Consider the following 19,642-nt stretch of genomic DNA (forward strand, 5'->3'; position numbering starts at 1 on the left):
ACAACAGGAGTCACAATCCTGTGCTCTACCAACTGAGCTACGCCCACCATATTGCGCTACTTGTGCCAAAGCTGCCTAATGGCGCACCCGGCAGGACTCGAACCTGCGACCATCCGCTTAGAAGGCGGATGCTCTATCCAGCTGAGCTACGGGCGCCTTATTAATCTGTACTCTTGGAGGATTACAAACTAAGTGCTTCCAGCCTTGCAGAACAACAATTCCGCTCGACCTTCTTAACCAGTGCTAGGCTGTGCCCGACAAGTGCGACGAATAGTATAGACGGCCTCGAAAGCCGTCAAATCTTTTTTGAAAAAAACTGATTTTATTTAAGGGGTTAGGGCAATTTGCAGACCAAGCGCCTTTGCCCTCACGCCTTGGCGTGCGAGAATGCGCGCACTTTTCTTCCCCCTCTCGATGGTTAATCACGCGTAATGACTGCACAACTTATCGACGGCAAATCAATCGCCGCCAGCCTGCGCCAGCAGATCGCCCAACGAGTCACCGAGCGCCGCCAGCAAGGCCTGCGCACCCCGGGCCTCGCGGTGATCCTGGTCGGCAGCGATCCTGCCTCTCAGGTTTATGTCTCGCACAAGCGTAAAGACTGTGAAGAGGTCGGCTTTATCTCCAAGGCCTACGACCTGCCTTGCGACACCACCCAGCAGGCCCTCACCGAGCTGATCGACGGCCTCAACGATGACCCGAACATCGACGGCATCCTGCTCCAACTGCCGCTGCCCGAGCACCTGGACGCTTCCAAACTGTTGGAGCGCATTCGTCCCGACAAAGACGTCGACGGTTTCCATCCTTACAACGTCGGCCGCCTGGCCCAGCGTATCCCGCTGCTGCGCCCATGCACCCCGAAAGGCATCATGACCCTGCTGGAAAGCACCGGGGTTGATCTGTACGGCCTCGATGCCGTGGTCGTTGGCGCCTCCAACATCGTTGGCCGTCCCATGGCCATGGAATTGCTGCTGGCGGGTTGCACCGTGACCGTCACCCACCGTTTCACCAAGGACCTCGCCGGCCACGTTGGCCGCGCCGATCTGGTGGTGGTCGCCGCCGGCAAGCCGGGGCTGGTCAAGGGCGAGTGGATCAAGGAAGGCGCGATTGTCATCGACGTGGGCATCAACCGCCAGGACGATGGCAAGCTGGTCGGCGACGTGGTGTACGAAACCGCCCTGCCCCGCGCCGGCTGGATCACCCCGGTACCTGGCGGCGTCGGTCCGATGACCCGCGCCTGCCTGCTGGAAAACACCCTGTACGCCGCAGAAACCCTGCACGGCTGATAGCCGGCCGTACTGAAAAGCCCCGCCTTATCGCGGGGCTTTTTATTGTCCAGGCTTTTTATCTTTCTTGAGGGGTGTCTTCGCGTCACCCGACTTTGCTCGTCCGTACAGCCAATAGGCTGCGATGCCGTACAAACCAAGCACCGTGGTCGTGGTAGAGGTCATGAACGCGATCATGACCGCATCCGACACGTTGAATTTTATGTATCTGTAGCTTCCCGGGATTGGAAAGAACCACTGTCCAAACCCGTCCAGAAGCAATGCGACCCACAGAAAAACGATCCATCCGACCGTCAACCCAAACAACAGCCAGGCATGCCATTTGCGCAACCCGTGAATATCATTGTCGTGTCGGCGGCGCTGGTCCTGATCCAGGTTGTTGCGTTCAAACGCAAGCTTCTCCCGATCAAACACATCACGAAGTGGTGACCCGTCAACCGGGGTGGGCGCGTCAAATACACTGGTTGGCGTGATCAATGGCGGCGCCCCCTCGACTTGCCTTGTCATAACATTGAATGAGAAGGCTGGCTCAGGATGTAGCGGTAAAAATTCTTGATGCTCTCATTGGGAATGATCGAGTTCATGCCAGAGGTTGTCCAGGCAACGCTCCAGGGTGTACCCGGTTGGTGTGTGGCGGCGGATAGCTTCACCCCGTCCGCACCGCCATAAACTTGCGCAACCTCTCTCATTACCGCAACTTCCTGAGGCAGAAACTGCTCAGTTGGAGCATAGGGGACATGCGTCACGGGAGCGGAGCGAAAGTCCCTGACAGCCTGATAGACACTCCGTATCACCGGGCCGTATTGCCACGCTTCAACAGGTTCTTTTATCAATGGGGCGTCATTTCTTGCCAGCATGTAACCCTGTGCGATGTACACAAGCTTCAACAACTGCATGGGCGTGACAGCCGTTATTCCAGCAGCCCAGCATTCATTCAGGATCTGCTGGGCGACGGCGCGAGCATCTCTCATCGGTTACCCTCCTGTATAAATTACCAGTCCTGGAAAATGAGGTGCGAGTCTCTCGAAGTCAAGATAGCGTGTCAATCCAATGTTGACACGCTGCTGACCCTAAACACAGACGCCCTTAAAACCTTTCGACAATCCCGATCAACCACAGCCGATTCGAAGCGCCAACCCCAAACTTCGTCGATACAAGCCTCACCAATCATCGTCTTACCGCCTTTATTTAAAGGCTCTCTATCGCTTTCTGATCCATACTCCTAAAATGTAACGGCATTTATCAAAAAGCCGTTCCCGGACGGTATTTCCTTACTTTTTTAGCGAGTTCACCCGCGTGAAAATTCGTCTCTCTATTGTCAGCCTATTTTTTGCACTTACAGGCACTTTCGCACACGCCGCCGAAACCACTTTGGCCCCGCGTGATACTTCCAAACTGCAAATTGCTTCCGGCAGTGCCATGCTGGTGGACCTGCAGACCAACAAGGTCATTTATTCGAGCAACCCCGACGTGGTGGTGCCCATCGCTTCGGTGAGCAAGTTGATGACGGGCCTGGTCGTGCTGGACGCCAAGCAGAACATGGATGAATACATCGACATCAACATCAAGGACACGCCGGAAATGAAAGGCGTGTTTTCCCGCGTGAAAATCGGCAGCGAAATGCCGCGCAAAGAGATGCTGCTGATCGCCCTGATGTCCTCGGAAAACCGCGCCGCCGCCAGCCTGGCCCATCACTACCCAGGTGGCTATCCAGCGTTCATTGCCGCCATGAACGCCAAGGCCAAGGCGCTGGGCATGACCAGCACCCACTATGTCGAACCCACCGGCCTGTCGATCCACAACGTGTCCACCGCCCGTGATCTGAGCAAGCTGCTGGCCGCCGCGCGCCACTACCCGATGCTCAGCCAACTGAGCACCACCAAGGAAAAGACCGTCGCGTTCCGTAAACCCAACTACACCCTGGGTTTCTCCAACACCGACCACCTGATCAACCGCGCCAATTGGGACATCAAGCTGACCAAGACCGGATTCACCAACCAGGCCGGACACTGCCTGGTGCTGGTCACCAGCATGGGTAATCGTCCGGTGTCACTGGTTATCCTGGACGCCTTCGGCAAGTTCACCCATTTCGCCGATGCCGGTCGTATCCGCAACTGGGTCGAGACCGGCAAGAGCGGCTCGGTGCCTGACGTCGCTCTGCGCTACAAGGCCGACAAGAACCTGAAGAACCGCCCGACCGCCGCCGAAGTGCGCCGCTAAACACGCCATGCCTTTGTGAATGCAAGCCCGCTCCCACAGGGGTTTGCAGTGTTCTTTTTTACTTTTTCTCCGCCAACACTTTCAGGGCCTGCGCCGCCGCCTGCTCCTGGCCGGCCTGGGCCGTCGCATTCGCCGCCTCGCGCCAGCGCTGCGCGTCCACATTCGCCGGCAACTGGCTCGGACGCTGAGTCAGGATTGCCCACTGTCCGGCGCTCTTCCACGCCGATTCGAAATCGCTGAACCCCATCAGCAACCGCCGGTCCAGTCCCGAGCGCAACACCAGGGTGCTCTTCTGCTGGTTGAAGCCGACCACCACCACATACCGCGACCCCGACCAGAAGCTCGAATTGATCCGCGCCATCACCGGATACCCCGCCGCCACTTGTGCCAGCACCGCTGTCAACCGGGTATCCAATGGGTACACCATCAGCCCGTACTCACGCGCCAACACCTGCATATTGCGTTCAAGGTCCGCCTCGGCGCCCGGCAAGCGCAAAGGTTTATCCAGCAGACCCGGTGTCATCACAATGCCTTGTTGCGACAGCATGCTGGCCAAAGCCGCAGGACCGCTCTGATACGCCTCACTGCGAAAGGTCGGCACGCCATTGAGCTCGACACGCTCCGGCAAGCCAGGCAGCTTCGACGGGGCCCCGGAGCACGCGACCAGGCCCAAGGCACAGGCCAGCAACACGGATGTTTTAAGGTTCGACCGTAACCGCAATTTTCTACCCTCTTGATCAACTGCCGGTAAGGGCCACGATCATAGCCCAATCGTGTTGATACAACGGGTGCGGATATAGCAAAGAAGTTGGACGGACTCGACCATTGGTCAATAGCACGCAACCGTCAGGTAGCTAGACTGTCCATTGAGAAGACTGTGTGTGCCCCGTACGGGGCGAAAGGAGGCCCGAATGAGCCTTGCAACAACGATTTTCCTGTTGGTCTGCGGTTGGCTGGCGGTAGCCGGCGCCATGTTGTGGGGGGTGTTGCGCATCACCCGTCGGCACCACCACCCCCACGTCAAACCTGCGGTTCGCGCCAAACCCCATAAAGCGGCGGCGCACCACGCTTAGCCCGGCATACAACTGAAGTCTTGAGTCGCCGCCACTTCCTTGCCGTGACCGTCTTTTAGCGAGGCGCGCACGGTGGTACCCAGGCTGGACTCCACCAGGGTGTAATGCTCACCCGCCTTGAAGTGCTTGTACTCGACACGCCCCTGGCAGTCCTGCTGGTTGTCGTCGCCGGGCTCCTCCTCGAACAGCGTCACATCCAGGCTGTGATCACCCGGGGTCACCTCGAAGAAACGTCCGTCATCCACACGCTTGCCATCCACACGTTCCGCCATCAGGTCATTCGGTGCCTCTTCTTTCAGGCCGATCCAGGCTTCGCTCGGATCCGCCTTGGGGATTGGGCCGGCACAGGCCGACAGCAGCAAAACAGCACCCAGGGCGGGGATCAACAACAAAGGTTTAAGTGACATGGCAGGGCTCCAAAAGGACATCGATAAACGCGGTGGACGGCACTCAACTGTGTCGCGTCCGATGGGCTACAAGCTTGAGGAGCCACCCTTTGTAGAACAAATGAATACATATGAAACGATCTTCAGCCCCTGACTAAATGTTCCTTCATATCGCTGAAAGGTGCGTGTTAGGTGGGTCGGGCAAGACTGCCGGGGTTTGCAATTCTGCACCGACGGAGGTTCACGCATGCTCGGGCTGGTAAAGACCGCACTGCAAAAGCCGTACACGTTTATCGTGTTGGCCATATTCATCTGCATCATCGGGCCGATGGCGGCCCTGAGAACCCCCACCGATGTATTCCCCGATATCGGCATCCCCGTGGTCGCCGTGGTCTGGCAGTACAACGGCCTGTCGCCGGACGCCATGGCGGGCCGCGTGATCTACACCTACGAACGTTCCCTGAGCACCACCGTCAACGACATCGAACACATCGAATCGCAATCGCTGCCCGGCATGGGCATCGTCAAAATCTTCTTTCAACCCGGTGTGGACATCCGCACCGCCAACGCCCAAGTGACCGCCGTGTCACAAACCGTGCTCAAGCAGATGCCGCCCGGCATCACGCCGCCGCTGATCCTCAACTACAGCGCCTCCACGGTGCCGATTCTGCAAATGGCGTTCTCCAGCCCCAGCCTCTCGGAAGCCAAAATCCGCGACCTGGTGCAGAACAATATCCGTCTGCCCCTGAGCGCCCTGCCCGGCCTGGCCATGCCTACGCCAATGGGCGGCAAACAACGGCAGATTACCCTCGACCTCGACCCGCAAGCGCTGGCCGCCAAAGGCCTGTCGGCACAGGACGTGGGCAATGCCCTGGCGCTGCAGAACCAGATCATCCCGGTGGGCACCGCCAAGCTCGGTCCCAACGAATACACGATCCTGCTCAACAACAGCCCCAAGGCCATCGATGAACTCAACGAGTTGCCGATCAAGACCGTCGACGGTGCACTGATCACCATCGGCCAGGTCGCCCACGTGCGTGACGGCTCGCCACCGCAGACCAACATCGTGCGCGTCGACGGCCACCGCGCCGTGCTGATGCCGGCATTGAAAAACGGCAGCATCTCCACCCTGTCGATCATCGACGGCATCCGCCAGATGCTGCCGCGCATCAACGAAACCCTGCCGCCGTCATTGAAGACATCACTGCTGGGCGACGCGTCGGTGTTCGTGAAAGAGTCGGTCGGCAGCGTGGCCCAGGAAGGCATCATCGCCGCCCTGCTGACCAGTGCGATGATCCTGCTGTTCCTCGGCAGTTGGCGTTCGACCCTGATCATCGCCGCGTCGATTCCCCTGGCGGTGCTCTCGGCCATCGCACTGCTGGCCGCCACCGGGCAAACCCTCAACGTCATGACCCTCGGCGGGCTGGCGTTGGCGGTGGGGATTCTGGTGGACGACGCCACGGTGACCATCGAAAACATCAACTGGCACCTGGAACAAGGCAAGGCGGTGAAGACCGCGATCCTCGACGGCGCCGCGCAAATCGTCGGCCCGGCGTTCGTTTCGCTGCTGTGCATCTGCATCGTGTTCGTACCGATGTTCCTGCTGCAAGGCATCGCCGGCTACCTGTTCCGGCCGATGGCCCTGGCGGTGATCTTTGCCATGGCCAGTTCGTTCATACTTTCGCGCACACTGGTGCCGACCCTGGCGATGTTCCTGCTCAAGCCCCATGTGCCGGAACAAGGGCCGGGGCATCACCCGGAAGATGCCTTCATCAACCACCACGAGGGCGAGCAGCACACCAAACCGCGCAATGCCGTGCTGCAATCGCTGCTGAATTTCCAGCAGGGTTTCGAGCGGCACTTCTCGAATATCCGCGACACCTACCACGGCCTGCTGACGCTGGCACTGGGCAATCGCAAGCGCTTCATCTTCGGCTTCCTGGCCTGCGTCCTCGCGTCGTTCCTGCTGCTGCCGAGCCTGGGCCAGGACTTCTTCCCGGCCACCGACGCCGGTGCCCTGGCCTTGCACGTGCGCCTGCCGCTGGGCACGCGTATCGAAGAGAGCGCGGCTGCCTTCGACCGCATCGAAGCACGGATTCGCGAAGTCATCCCCGCCGAAGAACTCGACACCATTGTCGATAACATCGGCATCCCGCTCAGCGGCATCGACATGGCCTACAGCAGCAGCGGTACCATCGGCCCGCAGGATGGCGACATTCAGGTCACCCTGAAAAAAGACCACGCACCTACCGCCGACTACGTGAAAAAACTGCGTGAAGCCCTGCCCGAAAGCTTCCCCGGCAGCCACTTCGCCTTCCTGCCCGCCGACATCAGCAGCCAGATCCTCAACTTCGGTGCGCCGGCTCCGCTGGACGTGAAAATCTCCGGACGCAGCGACGCCGAAAACCGCGCCTACGCAGTCGAGCTGGAGCGTCGCCTGTCGCATATCCCGGGCATCGCCGACCTGCGCATCCAGCAGTCCACCGGCTACCCGTCGCTGCAAGTGAACGTGGACCGCCTGCGTGCCAACGGCCTGGGCATCACCGAGCGGGATGTGACCAACAACATGGTCGCCTCCCTCGCCGGCAGTTCCCAGGTCGCGCCAACCTTCTGGCTCAACCCGGCCAACGGCGTGTCCTATTCGATCGTTGCCGCCACCCCGCAATACCGCCTCGACAGCCTGCCCTCGCTGGAAGCCTTGCCGGTCACCGGCGCCGACGGTCAGTCGCAAATCCTCGGTGGCGTGGCAAGCATTTCCCGCGTGGAAAGCCCGGCAGTGGTGACCCACTACAACATCGAACCGACCCTGGACCTGTACGCCAACGTGCAAGGCCGCGACCTCGGCGGCGTGGCGCGTGATGTGCAAAAGGTGCTGAATGACACCGCCTCGATGCGCCCCAAAGGCGCGGTGATCAGCCTGCACGGGCAGATCGATGCACTGCACGAAGCCTTCAGCGGCCTGAGCTTCGGCCTGCTCGGCGCGGTGGTGCTGATCTATCTGCTGATCGTGGTCAACTTCCAGTCCTGGGCCGACCCGTTTGTGATCATCACTGCATTGCCCGCCGCATTGGCCGGCATCGTGTGGATGCTGTTCCTCAGCGGCACATCGTTGTCAGTACCTGCGCTCACCGGGGCGATCCTGTGCATGGGCGTGGCCACCGCCAACTCGATCCTGGTGGTGAGCTTTTGCCGGGAGCGCCTGGCTGAACATGGTGATGCGCTCAAGGCCGCGCTGGAAGCCGGTTACACACGTTTTCGCCCGGTGTGTATGACCGCCCTGGCGATGATCATCGGCATGCTGCCGCTGGCTATCTCCCAAGAACAAAACGCCCCCCTCGGCCGGGCGGTGATCGGTGGCCTGATCTTCGCCACCGTCGCCACCCTGCTGTTCGTTCCCGTGGTCTTCAGCCTGGTCCACGGTCGTCATCCTACTCGCGCCACTGCTGGAGAAACGCCCCATGCCGTCTGATCACAAACCCTCACGCAAGCGTCTGATGCTCATGGGGGCCGGCGGCCTGACTCTGGCCGCCCTGTTGGTCGCCAACGGCCTGCACGCCCGCACCCTGCACGAACAATCGGTGACCGCCTGGACGGAAACCGCCGCCATCCCCCAGGTGATGGTGTTCCAGCCCAGGCAAAACGCTGCGGGTGACACACTGCGCTTGCCGGCGCACCTGGAAGCCTGGAGCAAGGCACCGATCCACGCCCGGGTCAGTGGCTACCTCAAGGACTGGAAAGCCGATATCGGCACCCAGGTCAAAGCCGGGCAAGTCCTCGCCGAGATCGACAGCCCGGACCTGGACCAGCAACTGGCGCAAACCCACGCCCGCCTGGTCCAGGAACAAGCCGACGCACGCTTGGCCGAAACGACTGCCAAGCGCTGGCAGAACCTGCTGGCCAGCCATTCGGTGTCACGCCAGGAAGCTGACGAAAAAACCTCCAACGCCGCTGCCTCCAAGGCCAACGCCGAAGCGGCCGCCGCCGACTACGCGCGCCTCTCGGCGCTGGAAAGCTACAAGACCCTCCGCGCGCCGTTCGCCGGCACCATCACCGCGCGCAACACCGATATCGGCCAACTGATCAAGGCCGATACCGACAGCGATCCGGAGCTGTTCAACATCGCCGACACCCATCAATTGCGCCTCTATGTGCCCGTGCCGCAGAACTATGCGGCAGTGATCCACCCAGGCCTCGAAGCCGAGCTGACCGTACCGGAACACCCGGGCGAGCACTTCAAGGCGCGGCTGATCGGCGACTCCACCGCCATCGACCGACGCTCCGGCACGCTGCTCGCGCAGTTCGTCGTCGACAATCCCAACGACGCCTTGCTGCCCGGTGATTACGCAGAAGCGACCCTGCCGATTCCGGCAGACACCCATGGCGTGAGCATCCCGGCCAGTGCGCTGATCTTTCGTGCCCAAGGCACTCAGGTTGCGGTGCTGGATGCGCAGAACCATGTGCACCTGCAAGCCATCCATATCGGCCTCGACCTGGGCGAACGACTGGTGATCGATCAGGGCCTGAAACCTGCCGATCGCGTGATCGACAACCCACCTGATGCGCTGCGCGAAGGCGACCCGGTGCAACTGGCCGATGCCTCGGGAGGTGCGCATGCGCCCAAGGCTTAAGCTCCTCGCGGCCTTGATGCTGCTGGCGTTGCAAGGCTGCTCTATGGCGCCCACGTACAAGGTGCCAAGCGCGGACCTGCCCGCCAACTATCGCGAGCAGACCCTCAACGGCCCCTGGCACAGCGCGCAACCATCCGACCGACTCGCGCCCGAGTGGTGGAAGCTCTACCACGATTCACGCCTGAATGACCTGCAACAGCAACTGCTCAAGGCCAACCCGGACCTGGCAGCGGCGCTGGCGCACTTCGATGCCTCCCAGGCGTATGCCAGCCAGTTGCACGCCGGCCTGTTCCCGCAGATCACCGCCAGCGCACAACCCCTGCGCCAGCGGCAATCGGACTCGCGACCGCTGCGCGGCGACACGCAGCCTTCGGTGTACAACAGCAACACGGCCGGGTTTTCGTTGAGCTACGACCTGGACCTGTGGGGCAAAATCCGCAACCAAGTAGCGGCCGGCGATGCCCAGGCGCAAGCGTCCGGCGATGACCTGGCCGTAGCGCGTTTGAGCCTGCAGCATCAGTTGGCGACCTTGTACGTGCAGCTCAACGGGCTGGATGCACAGAGCCGAATCCTCAACAGCTCACTGGAGGATTTCAGCCAGGCGTTACAACTGACCCGCAGCCGCTACGAAGGCCAGATTGCCTCGGAACTGGACCTGACCCGCGCGCAAAACCAGCTGGCCGAAGCCAAGGCGCAACTGGATGAGGTGCGTGGCCAGCGCAACCTGACCGAACATGCGATTGGCGAACTGGTGGGGGTGGCAGCCAGCAACTTCACGCTGCCGCCGAGCCAACAATTGATCGTGTTGCCTGGCATCCCTTCGCAGTTGCCGAGCCACCTGCTGCAACGGCGTCCGGATATCGCCGCAGCCGAGCGCCGGGTGTTCGCCGCCAACGCCAACATCGGCGTGGCCAAGGCGGCGTGGTACCCGGACTTCAGTTTGACTGGGCTGATTGGCGGACAGACCCAAGGGGTTGGCAACCTGCTTTCGGCTGGCAATCGATATTGGGCGCTGGGACCTTTAGTCAATCTGCCGATCTTTGACGGCGGGCGCTTGAGCGCCAATGAACGCCAAGCCAAAGCCGAATTCGAAGAGGCCTCGGCGCAGTACCGCAGCCAGGTGCTGAAAGCGGTGCGCGAAGTGGAGGATAACCTGGGGCAACTGCGAGACCTGCAACAGGAGGCGCAGGATGAACAAGCGGCAGCAGATGCGGCGCTGCACACCCAGGCGCTGGCGATGAACAGCTACCAGGCGGGAGCGGTGAGTTATCTGGATGTGGTGACCGCCCAGACGGCGGCGTTGCAGGCGCAGCGCACGTTGCAAGCGGTGCAGACGCGGCAGTTGCAGGCGAGCGTGGGATTAGTCACAGCGCTGGGCGGCGGCTGGCAACCCGGCGCCTGATCGAACGCCATCGCGGGCAAGCCCGCTCCCACATTCGATCGGGTTCACACCGTTCAATGTGGGAGCGGGCTTACACTGCGATGACGGCATTTCAGGCGGCGAGCTTGCCGCTGGCAATTGCGGCGGACGCGGCCACCATCGCCCGCAACAATACCGCACACCCCGCCGCCAGATCATCCGGCGCGGCGTTCTCGATTTCGTTATGGCTGATGCCCCCTTCGCACGGCACGAAGATCATCCCCGCCGGGCCCAGTTCGGCCACGAAGATCGCGTCGTGCCCTGCCCCGCTGACGATGTCCATGTTCGACAAACCCAAGCCATTTGCCGCATCACGCACGGCACTCACGCAGCCTTTGTCGAAGTACAACGGCGGGAAGTCCGCCGTGGGTTCCATCTCGAAACTCAAGCCATGTTTGGCGCAAGTCTCGTCGATCACCTGACGCACCTGGGCAATCATCGAGTCCAGCCGGGCTGGTTCCAAGTGACGGAAATCCAGAGTCATGCGCACTTCACCCGGAATCACGTTGCGCGACCCCGGATACGCCTGCAGGCAACCCACCGTGCCGCACGCGTGGGGCTGATGCCCCAGCGCCGCCGCGTTCACCGCCGCCACCACTGCGGCCGCGCCGACCAGGGCGTCCTTGCGCAGGTGCATCGGAGTGGGGCCCGCGTGAGCTTCAACGCCACGCAGTTTCAAGTCGAACCACTTCTGCCCGAGGGCCCCCAGCACCACGCCGATGGTTTTCTTTTCGTCCTCAAGGATCGGGCCTTGTTCGATATGCGCCTCGAAATACGCCCCCACCTTGTGCCCACTGACGGCACGCGTGCCGGCATAGCCAATCGCGCTCAACGCATCCCCCACGCTGACGCCGTCCGCATCGACCTTGGCCAGGGTGTCGGCCAGGGTGAATTTCTCGGCAAACACGCCGGAGCCCATCATGCACGGCGGAAAGCGCGAACCCTCTTCATTGGTCCACACCACCACTTCCAGCGGCGCCTCGGTTTCCACGTTCAGATCGTTAAGGGTGCGCAGAACCTCCACGCCGGCCAGCACGCCGAAACAACCGTCGAACTTGCCACCGGTGGGCTGGGTGTCGATGTGGCTGCCGGTCATCACCGGTGGCAGGTTGGGATTGCGCCCGGGGCGACGCGCGAAGATGTTGCCGATACCATCGACCGTGACGGTGCAGCCGGCGTCCTCGCACCATTGCACGAACAGGTCGCGGGCCTTGCGGTCGAGATCGGTCAGTGCCAGACGACACACACCGCCCTTGGGCGTGGCGCCGAGTTTGGCCAGGTCCATCAGGGACTGCCACAAACGGTCGCGGTTGATGTGCTGATGGGTGGATTGCAGAACGTCGAGCGCAGCGTTCATGGGGATCTCCTCAGGCTACATTTTTATGGACTGACTCAAAACTTGGAACTGGCTTGTGTGGGAGCTGGCTTGCCTGCGATAGCGGTGTATCAGTTGACCCTGTTTTAGCAGCCACTCCGCCATCGCAGGCAAGCCAGCTCCCACATTGAACGCATTACAACGGGGATTTGACGGTGACCGGGCTGGCCGCGCGCTTGGCATTCAGGCCGTAATACATCAACCCGCCCAACGCCGAACCGGTGAACCAGCCATAGCTGTAGAACCAGTTGAACGCATCGCTGCCCAGCGACAGCAGCGTCAGCACCACCGGCACACCAAAGGCGATGAAACCGCTCCAGTTCCACGCCGGGTACACGTCATCGCGGTACAAACCGGCCAGGTCGAGTTGTTGTTTGCGGGTAATGAAATAGTCCACCACCATGATCCCGGCGATGGGCCCCAGCAGGCTCGAGTAGCCCAGCAACCAGTTGGAATAGACCGTTTCCAGGCTGACGTCCGAGATGATCAGCCCGAGTTTTTTCAGCAGCTCATGCCCCATCAGCGCCAGCCCCACCAGCCCGGTGAGGATCACCGCCGTGGTGCGGTTGATCAGTTTGGGCGCGATGTTCTGGAAGTCGTTGGTGGGCGAAACGATGTTCGCCGCCGTGTTGGTGGACAAGGTGGCGATGATGATCAGCAACATCGCGATGGCCACCCACACCGGGCTCTGGATATGCCCGATCAGAGTCACGGGGTCGGACACACTGACGCCCACCAGTTTCACCGAAGCGGCGGTCATGATCACGCCGAGGGCCGCGAACAGGAACATGGTCAGCGGCAGGCCGAAGATCTGCCCGAGGATCTGGTCCTTCTGGCTTTTGGCGTAGCGGCTGAAGTCGGGAATGTTCAGGGACAGGGTGGCCCAGAACCCGACCATGGCAGTGAGACCCGCCATGAAGTACCCCGTGAGGCTTGCGCCTTCAGGGCGTTTGGGCGGGATCGCCATCAGCTCGCTGATCGACACATTGGGCATCGCCCACACCAGCAAACCAATACCCACCGCCACCAACAGCGGTGCCGACAGGGTTTCCAGACGCTTGATCGACTCGGCACCGCGCAGCACCACCCACAGGTTGAGGGTCCAGAAAATCATGAAGCCGATCACTTCACCGGTGCCGCCCAGGGACTTCCAACCCTCGAAAATCGAGCCCAGGAACAGGTGAATCGCCAGCCCGCCGAACATCGTCTGGATACCGAACCAACCGCACGCCACCAGCGCGCGGATCAGGCACGGCACATTGGAACCCAGGATGCCGAAGGAGGAGCGCAGCAATACCGGAAACGGAATGCCGTACTTGGTACCCGGGAACGCGTTGAGGGTCAGCGGCAGCAGCACGACGATGTTGGCGAGCAGAATCGCCATCAGTGCCTCGCCCACCGACAAACCGAAATACGCGGTGAGTACGCCGCCCAGGGTGTAGGTGGGTACGCAGATCGACATGCCGACCCACAGCGCAGTGATGTGCCACTTGTTCCAGGTGCGTTCGTGCACCTTGGTCGGTGCCATGTCGTGGTTGTAACGAGGGCTGTCGAGGACGTCGGGGCCGGCGTCGAGTTCGTACAGGCCGTTGCGCTCAATGACTTGCGATCTGTTCTGTTGCATGGCCGCTCCACGGTTTTTTCGAATTATTGTTGCTCACCCAACGCTTCGCGCCGGATGGCCGGAGTACCTCGTAAACAACATGACATCACGGGTCCGGCCAGCCGCCAGTGCACTCAATATCCGTGCCGACAACCCCTTCCGAACTCGCACCGCTTATATAACGTGCTGATGTTTATCAGCTTTCCGATCGAACCTGCGGTACTTCTCACGGGGCTCAGGCTAAACCCGATGGAAGTGACTCGAACTGCCAGGACTCAATCTGGTGCAACACAATTATTTTTATTTACCAGCCCCGTCAAGAGGCATGTCTCAAGCGGCTGATTTGCAATAGGAAATGTTGCTCAAATCGATAACCTGTCAAGTGCGTCAAAATGGTGTGAGCACGCTACATTTTGGTGATTTTCATAATTTATACTTAAAAATCAATAAGTTAATATATGAATAAGCTTATAAAAAATCTTCTTGATCAATCTAAAAACTAGGACTAGTTTCTATTCCTGTCACTCATGACAGGATTTAATCGGCCACCGGTTAATCCATGACAACACTTAGAACTGGCACAAGCCGGTCATGCCTGTGAGGAACTCGACATGTCGCTGTTGATCCGTGGCGCCACCGTTGTTACCCATGATGAAAGTTACCGCGCCGATGTGTTATGCGCTGACGGTCTGATACGCGCCATTGGCACGAACCTGGATATTCCCGCCGGCGCTGAAATACTCGACGGCAGCGGCCAATACCTGATGCCCGGCGGCATCGACCCCCACACCCATATGCAATTGCCCTTCATGGGCACCGTGGCCAGCGAGGACTTTTTCAGCGGCACGGCGGCGGGCCTCGCGGGTGGCACCACGTCGATCATCGACTTTGTGATTCCCAATCCACAGCAATCCCTGTTGGAAGCCTTCCACCAGTGGCGCGGCTGGGCGGAAAAATCCGCCTCGGACTACGGCTTCCACGTGGCGATCACCTGGTGGAGCGAGCAGGTGCGCGAGGAAATGGCCGAGCTGGTCAGCCATCATGGCATCAACAGCTTCAAGCACTTCATGGCCTACAAGAACGCGATCATGGCCGCCGACGACACCCTGGTCGCCAGCTTCGAACGCTGTCTGGAACTGGGCGCAGTGCCCACCGTGCACGCGGAAAACGGCGAGCTGGTGTATCACCTGCAACGCAAGTTATTGGCCCAGGGCATCACGGGGCCGGAAGCCCACCCGTTGTCGCGCCCCTCACAGGTGGAAGGCGAAGCGGCCAGCCGCGCGATTCGCATCGCCGAAACCATCGGCACACCGCTGTACCTGGTGCATGTGTCCACCCGGGAAGCGCTGGATGAAATCACCTACGCCCGTGGCAAAGGCCAGCCGGTGTACGGCGAAGTGCTCGCCGGCCACCTGTTGCTGGACGACAGCGTGTACCAGCATCCCGACTGGCAAACCGCCGCCGGCTACGTGATGAGCCCGCCGTTTCGCCCGCGCGGGCATCAGGAAGCACTCTGGCACGGCCTGCAATCGGGCAACCTGCACACCACCGCCACCGACCACTGCTGTTTCTGCGCCGAGCAAAAAGCCGCCGGGCGTGACGACTTCAGCAAGATCCCCAACGGTACCGCAGGCATCGAAGACCGCATGGCACTGCTGTGGGACGAAGGCGTCAATACGGGGCGCCTGTCGATGCAGGACTTCGTGGCGCTGACCTCCACCAACACTGCGAAAATCTTCAACCTCTACCCGCGCAAAGGCGCGATCCGCGTGGGTGCGGACGCCGACCTGGTGCTGTGGGATCCCCAGGACACGCGGACCATTTCCGCCAAGACCCACCATCAGAAAGTCGACTTCAACATCTTCGAAGGCAAGACCGTGCGCGGCGTGCCCAGCCACACCATCAGCCAGGGCAAGCTGGTCTGGGCCGATGGCGACCTGCGCGCCGAACGCGGCGCCGGGCGGTATGTGGAGCGGCCGGCGTATCCGGCGGTGTTCGAGCAGTTGAACAAGCGGGCGGAGCAGTCCAGGCCCACTGCCGTAAAGCGCTGAGACCGCCAATCGCGGGCAAGCCCGCTCCCACATTTTGATTTGCGAACCCATTTCAAATGTGGGAGCTGGCTTGCCTGCGATGAGGCCAGTACAGACAACAAAGATGCCCGCCAGAGGCAGCCCAAAAAAACCGTGAGGCCAAAACCGTGATCCAGACCCTGACCCATCTCCCCCATCCCCATGAAGATGGGGCAACGCTCGCCAGCCACTTCACCGACCTGGCACCACCGCTCAACGCGCGCCAGGCCCAGCTGGAAGCCTCGCGCTGCCTGTATTGCTACGACGCGCCGTGCGTGAATGCGTGCCCCAGCGAGATCGATATCCCCTCGTTCATCCGTAATATCCACACCGAAAACGTGCAAGGTGCCGCACAGAAAATCCTCTCGGCCAATATCCTCGGCGGCAGTTGCGCCCGGGTGTGCCCGACGGAAATCCTCTGCCAGCAAGCCTGCGTGCGCAACAATGCCGAAGAATGCGCCCCGGTGCTCATCGGCCTGCTGCAACGCTACGCGGTGGACAACGCCCACTTCAGCGAACACCCCTTCCACCGCGCTGCGCCGACCGGCAAGCGCATCGCCGTGGTCGGCGCCGGGCCCGCCGGGTTGGCTTGCGCCCATCGCAGCGCGATGCACGGCCATGACGTGGTGATCTTCGAGGCCCGGGAAAAAGCCGGCGGTCTGAATGAATACGGGATCGCCAAATACAAACTGGTCGACGACTTCGCCCAGAAGGAACTGGAGTTCCTCCTGCAGATCGGCGGCATCGAGATTCGTCACAGCCAGCGCCTGGGCGACAACCTGACCCTGAGCGAGCTGCACCAACAGTTCGATTCGGTGTTTCTCGGCCTGGGCCTTGCGGCCAGCAAACAGCTCGGCCTGCCCCATGAAGACGCCCCCGGCCTGCTCGCCGCCACCGAATACATCCGCGAACTGCGCCAGGCCGACGACCTGACCCAACTGCCGCTGGCCGACCGCTGCATCGTGCTCGGCGCCGGCAACACCGCCATCGACATGGCCGTGCAAATGGCCCGTCTCGGCGCCCGGGATGTGAACCTCGTGTACCGTCGCGGCCTGGCGGACATGGGCGCCACCCACCACGAACAGGACATCGCCAAGGCCAACCAGGTGCGCCTGTTGACCTGGGCCCAGCCTGAAGCCGTGTTGCTGGATGAGCAGGGCCATGTACGCGGCATGCGTTTTTTGCGCACGCGCATGGAAAACGGTCGCCTGCACCCCACCGGCGAAACCTTCGAACTGGCCGCCGATGCGATCTTCAAGGCCATCGGCCAGGGCTTCGACAACGCGGCCTTGCATGATCCGCTGGCCCAGCAACTGCACCGCGTGGGTGAGCGGATTTTCGTCGACGAACAGCTGCGCACCAGCATCCCCGGCATATATGCCGGTGGTGACTGTGTCAGCCTCGGCCAGGACCTCACGGTGCAAGCGGTACAACACGGCAAGCTGGCCGCCGAGGCCATGCACGCCCAACTCATGCTGAATGTGGAGGCTGCGTAATGGCCGATCTCTCGATTGTGTTCGCCGGCATCAAAGCCCCCAACCCGTTCTGGCTGGCCTCTGCGCCGCCCACCGACAAGGCCTACAACGTCGTGCGCGCCTTTGAAGCCGGCTGGGGCGGCGTGGTCTGGAAAACCCTCGGTGAAGACCCGGCGGCGGTCAACGTGTCATCACGCTACTCGGCCCACTACGGCGCCAACCGTGAAGTGCTGGGCATCAACAATATCGAGCTGATCACCGACCGCTCCCTGGAGATCAACCTGCGGGAAATCACCCAGGTGAAAAAGGACTGGCCGGACCGCGCCCTGATCGTGTCGCTGATGGTGCCGTGCGTCGAGGAGTCCTGGAAACGCATCCTGCCCTTGGTGGAAGCCACCGGCTGCGACGGCATCGAACTGAACTTCGGCTGCCCCCACGGCATGCCCGAACGCGGCATGGGCGCAGCGGTTGGCCAGGTGCCGGAGTATGTGGAACAGGTGACGCGCTGGTGCAAGACCTATTGTTCACTGCCGGTGATCGTCAAGCTCACGCCGAACATCACCGACATCCGTGTGGCGGCGCGCGCGGCCTATCGCGGCGGCGCCGATGCGGTGTCGCTGATCAACACCATCAACTCCATCACCAGCGTGGACCTGGAACGCATGGTCGCCCTGCCGGTGGTCGGCACTCAAAGTACCCACGGCGGCTATTGCGGCTCGGCGGTCAAGCCGATTGCGTTGAACATGGTCGCCGAAATCGCCCGCGACCCGCAGACCCACGGCCTGCCGATCTGCGGCATTGGCGGTATCGGCAACTGGCGCGATGCCGCCGAGTTCGTCGCCCTGGGCTGCGGCGCGGTGCAGGTGTGCACGGCAGCGATGCTGCATGGCTTTCGCATCGTGGAAGAAATGAAGGACGGGCTGTCGCGGTGGATGGACAGTCAGGGTTACACCAGCTTGCAGGCATTTTCCGGGCGCGCGGTAGGCAACACCACAGACTGGAAGTACCTGGACATCAACTATCAGGTCATCGCCAAAATCGATCAGGAAGCCTGCATTGGCTGTGGCCGCTGCCATATTGCCTGCGAAGACACGTCACACCAGGCCATCGCCAGTTTGAAACAGGCCGATGGCACGCATAAATACGAAGTGATAGATGACGAGTGCGTGGGCTGCAACCTGTGCCAGATCACCTGCCCGGTGGCGGACTGTATCGAGATGGTGCCGATGGACACCGGCAAGCCGTTTCTGAACTGGACGCAGGATCCGCGCAATCCCTATCGGGAGGCTGTGTAGGCCTGATCGTTCCCACGCTCCGCGTGGGAATGCATCCAGTGACGCTCCGCGTCGCGCGCTCAACAGCGGACGCAGAGCGTCCATGCCAGCATTCCCACGCGGAGCGTGGGAATGATCGTATCCACAACAGCCCACCTCACTGCAAACCGCTCAAGGCTCCAGGCCAATCCCCCGCAAGATCACCCCGGTCACCGACTGAATCGCCTTTTCGAACTGCATGTCCGACAGCGGCTGGTGATCGTTCAAAATCTTCACCTGGTGATCGAAGTCGGCATAGTGCTGGGTCGAGGCCCAGATCATGTACAGCAGGCTCGACGGTTCCACCGGCAGGATGCGTTTGTCGTCCACCCACTGACGAATTTTCGCTTCCTTCATCTTGGCCCAGTCGTACAGGCTTTCATCCAGCGCCTCACCCAAGGTCGGTGCGCCGTGGATGATTTCATTGGCCCAGACTTTGGATCCATAGGGCCGCGTGCGCGAGCGCTGCATCTTGGCGCGGATATAACTGCTGAGCACCACGCGCGGGTCATCGAAGGTTTCGAAACTCAGGGCGTCCTGTTTCCACACTTCGAGCAAGTCGAACAATACCGCGCTGTACAGCTCACTCTTGGTGGTGAAGTAGTAATGCAGGTTGGAACGCGGCAGTTGCACTTCTTCGGCGATATCGGCCATGGCGGTGCTGCCATAGCCCTTCTCGGCGAAGATCTTCTCCGCCGCCAACAGGATTTTTTCGACGTTGACCCGACGAATACCAATCTTGTGATTGCCCATAAGGGCTCCCTGACAACAATATGGCGTCAAGACTACCACCG

16 protein-coding genes and 1 tRNA gene are annotated in these 19,642 nt (G+C 61.1%); 9 read left to right on the plus strand and 8 right to left on the minus strand.

All coding sequences use genetic code 11. The annotated features are described in order from the left end of the window. Positions 1–79: 79 nt before the first annotated feature. A tRNA-Arg gene (locus ACW9IN_RS22730) sits at positions 80–156 on the minus strand. Between the two features lie 275 nt (positions 157–431). Between ACW9IN_RS22730 and folD the strand changes: the two genes are divergently transcribed. Then, positions 432–1,286 (plus strand): bifunctional methylenetetrahydrofolate dehydrogenase/methenyltetrahydrofolate cyclohydrolase FolD, encoded by an 855-nt coding sequence (gene folD, locus ACW9IN_RS22735; protein ID WP_457367916.1) that lies wholly within the window; start codon positions 432–434, stop codon positions 1,284–1,286. Positions 1,287–1,328: 42 nt separating this feature from the next. On the opposite strand, the gene ACW9IN_RS22740 is transcribed toward folD, so the two are convergent. Beyond that, positions 1,329–1,763: a hypothetical protein gene (locus tag ACW9IN_RS22740; RefSeq protein ID WP_457367917.1), complete on the minus strand. Its 435-nt coding sequence runs from the start codon at positions 1,761–1,763 to the stop codon at positions 1,329–1,331. A gap of 26 nt (positions 1,764–1,789) precedes the next feature. Beyond that, positions 1,790–2,257 carry a Panacea domain-containing protein gene (locus tag ACW9IN_RS22745; RefSeq protein ID WP_457367918.1) on the minus strand — a complete coding sequence of 156 codons (468 nt, stop codon included), beginning with the start codon at positions 2,255–2,257 and terminating at the stop codon, positions 1,790–1,792. Positions 2,258–2,582: 325 nt separating this feature from the next. Between ACW9IN_RS22745 and pbpG the strand changes: the two genes are divergently transcribed. Continuing rightward, positions 2,583–3,506: a D-alanyl-D-alanine endopeptidase gene (pbpG, locus tag ACW9IN_RS22750; protein ID WP_457367919.1), complete on the plus strand. Its 924-nt coding sequence runs from the start codon at positions 2,583–2,585 to the stop codon at positions 3,504–3,506. A 58-nt stretch (positions 3,507–3,564) separates the two neighbouring features. On the opposite strand, the gene ACW9IN_RS22755 is transcribed toward pbpG, so the two are convergent. After that, on the minus strand, positions 3,565–4,227 hold the full coding sequence (locus ACW9IN_RS22755; protein WP_457367920.1) for a peptidase C39 family protein: 663 nt from the start codon (positions 4,225–4,227) through the stop codon (positions 3,565–3,567). A gap of 190 nt (positions 4,228–4,417) precedes the next feature. On the opposite strand from ACW9IN_RS22755, the gene ACW9IN_RS22760 reads away from it, so the two are divergent. Then, a complete protein-coding gene (locus ACW9IN_RS22760; RefSeq protein WP_457367921.1) occupies positions 4,418–4,579 on the plus strand; it encodes a hypothetical protein in 162 nt (53 codons plus the stop codon). On the opposite strand, the gene ACW9IN_RS22765 is transcribed toward ACW9IN_RS22760, so the two are convergent. Then, positions 4,576–4,986 (minus strand): PA0061/PA0062 family lipoprotein, encoded by a 411-nt coding sequence (locus ACW9IN_RS22765; protein WP_457367922.1) that lies wholly within the window; start codon positions 4,984–4,986, stop codon positions 4,576–4,578. The two genes, ACW9IN_RS22760 and ACW9IN_RS22765, sit on opposite strands and share 4 nt — an antisense overlap. Positions 4,987–5,212: 226 nt before the next feature. Here ACW9IN_RS22765 and ACW9IN_RS22770 point away from each other — a divergent pair, with 226 nt between their 5' ends. From ACW9IN_RS22770 to ACW9IN_RS22780, 3 genes are read left to right on the plus strand one after another with little or no spacing between them, the layout of a single operon-like run. Then, the gene (locus tag ACW9IN_RS22770; RefSeq protein ID WP_457367923.1) at positions 5,213–8,434 is read left to right on the plus strand and encodes an efflux RND transporter permease subunit; all 3,222 of its coding nucleotides are present in this window, start codon (positions 5,213–5,215) and stop codon (positions 8,432–8,434) included. Next, positions 8,424–9,593 (plus strand): efflux RND transporter periplasmic adaptor subunit, encoded by a 1,170-nt coding sequence (locus ACW9IN_RS22775; RefSeq protein ID WP_457367924.1) that lies wholly within the window; start codon positions 8,424–8,426, stop codon positions 9,591–9,593. Before ACW9IN_RS22770 ends, ACW9IN_RS22775 begins: the two co-directional genes overlap by 11 nt. Beyond that, the gene (locus ACW9IN_RS22780) at positions 9,577–10,995 is read left to right on the plus strand and encodes an efflux transporter outer membrane subunit (protein ID WP_457367925.1); all 1,419 of its coding nucleotides are present in this window, start codon (positions 9,577–9,579) and stop codon (positions 10,993–10,995) included. Before ACW9IN_RS22775 ends, ACW9IN_RS22780 begins: the two co-directional genes overlap by 17 nt. A 91-nt stretch (positions 10,996–11,086) precedes the next feature. Here ACW9IN_RS22780 and ACW9IN_RS22785 read toward each other — a convergent pair whose 3' ends face one another. Then, positions 11,087–12,370: a Zn-dependent hydrolase gene (locus tag ACW9IN_RS22785; protein WP_457367926.1), complete on the minus strand. Its 1,284-nt coding sequence runs from the start codon at positions 12,368–12,370 to the stop codon at positions 11,087–11,089. Positions 12,371–12,524: 154 nt separating this feature from the next. Then, positions 12,525–14,012 carry an NCS1 family nucleobase:cation symporter-1 gene (locus ACW9IN_RS22790; RefSeq protein WP_457367927.1) on the minus strand — a complete coding sequence of 496 codons (1,488 nt, stop codon included), beginning with the start codon at positions 14,010–14,012 and terminating at the stop codon, positions 12,525–12,527. A gap of 590 nt (positions 14,013–14,602) precedes the next feature. Between ACW9IN_RS22790 and hydA the strand changes: the two genes are divergently transcribed. The 3 genes from hydA (at position 14,603) to preA (ending at position 18,830) form a co-directional block, all read left to right on the plus strand. Beyond that, on the plus strand, positions 14,603–16,042 hold the full coding sequence (gene hydA / locus ACW9IN_RS22795) for a dihydropyrimidinase (RefSeq protein ID WP_457367928.1): 1,440 nt from the start codon (positions 14,603–14,605) through the stop codon (positions 16,040–16,042). A 146-nt stretch (positions 16,043–16,188) separates the two neighbouring features. Then, positions 16,189–17,556, plus strand: a complete 1,368-nt coding sequence (locus tag ACW9IN_RS22800) for an NAD(P)-dependent oxidoreductase (RefSeq protein WP_457367929.1) — start codon at positions 16,189–16,191, stop codon at positions 17,554–17,556. Continuing rightward, positions 17,556–18,830 (plus strand): NAD-dependent dihydropyrimidine dehydrogenase subunit PreA, encoded by a 1,275-nt coding sequence (preA, locus tag ACW9IN_RS22805; RefSeq protein WP_457367930.1) that lies wholly within the window; start codon positions 17,556–17,558, stop codon positions 18,828–18,830. The genes ACW9IN_RS22800 and preA overlap by 1 nt, the downstream gene beginning before the upstream one ends. 150 nt (positions 18,831–18,980) lie before the next feature. On the opposite strand, the gene ACW9IN_RS22810 is transcribed toward preA, so the two are convergent. Next, positions 18,981–19,601, minus strand: coding sequence for a TetR family transcriptional regulator C-terminal domain-containing protein (locus ACW9IN_RS22810; protein ID WP_457367931.1), 621 nt, complete (start codon positions 19,599–19,601; stop codon positions 18,981–18,983). Positions 19,602–19,642: the final 41 nt, after the last annotated feature.

Source organism: Pseudomonas sp. SDO5271_S396 (assembly GCF_054071795.1).

Excerpts from the sequence above, each read along its gene's own strand:
- folD (WP_457367916.1), top strand. The coding sequence starts at position 432 with ATGACTGCACAACTTATCGACGGCAAATCAATCGCCGCCAGCCTGCGC.
- ACW9IN_RS22745 (WP_457367918.1), bottom strand. The coding sequence starts at position 2,257 with ATGAGAGATGCTCGCGCCGTCGCCCAGCAGATCCTGAATGAATGCTGG.
- ACW9IN_RS22760 (WP_457367921.1), top strand. The coding sequence starts at position 4,418 with ATGAGCCTTGCAACAACGATTTTCCTGTTGGTCTGCGGTTGGCTGGCG.
- ACW9IN_RS22765 (WP_457367922.1), bottom strand. The coding sequence starts at position 4,986 with ATGTCACTTAAACCTTTGTTGTTGATCCCCGCCCTGGGTGCTGTTTTG.
- ACW9IN_RS22770 (WP_457367923.1), top strand. The coding sequence starts at position 5,213 with ATGCTCGGGCTGGTAAAGACCGCACTGCAAAAGCCGTACACGTTTATC.
- ACW9IN_RS22775 (WP_457367924.1), top strand. The coding sequence starts at position 8,424 with ATGCCGTCTGATCACAAACCCTCACGCAAGCGTCTGATGCTCATGGGG.
- ACW9IN_RS22780 (WP_457367925.1), top strand. The coding sequence starts at position 9,577 with ATGCGCCCAAGGCTTAAGCTCCTCGCGGCCTTGATGCTGCTGGCGTTG.
- ACW9IN_RS22785 (WP_457367926.1), bottom strand. The coding sequence starts at position 12,370 with ATGAACGCTGCGCTCGACGTTCTGCAATCCACCCATCAGCACATCAAC.
- ACW9IN_RS22790 (WP_457367927.1), bottom strand. The coding sequence starts at position 14,012 with ATGCAACAGAACAGATCGCAAGTCATTGAGCGCAACGGCCTGTACGAA.
- hydA (WP_457367928.1), top strand. The coding sequence starts at position 14,603 with ATGTCGCTGTTGATCCGTGGCGCCACCGTTGTTACCCATGATGAAAGT.
- preA (WP_457367930.1), top strand. The coding sequence starts at position 17,556 with ATGGCCGATCTCTCGATTGTGTTCGCCGGCATCAAAGCCCCCAACCCG.
- ACW9IN_RS22810 (WP_457367931.1), bottom strand. The coding sequence starts at position 19,601 with ATGGGCAATCACAAGATTGGTATTCGTCGGGTCAACGTCGAAAAAATC.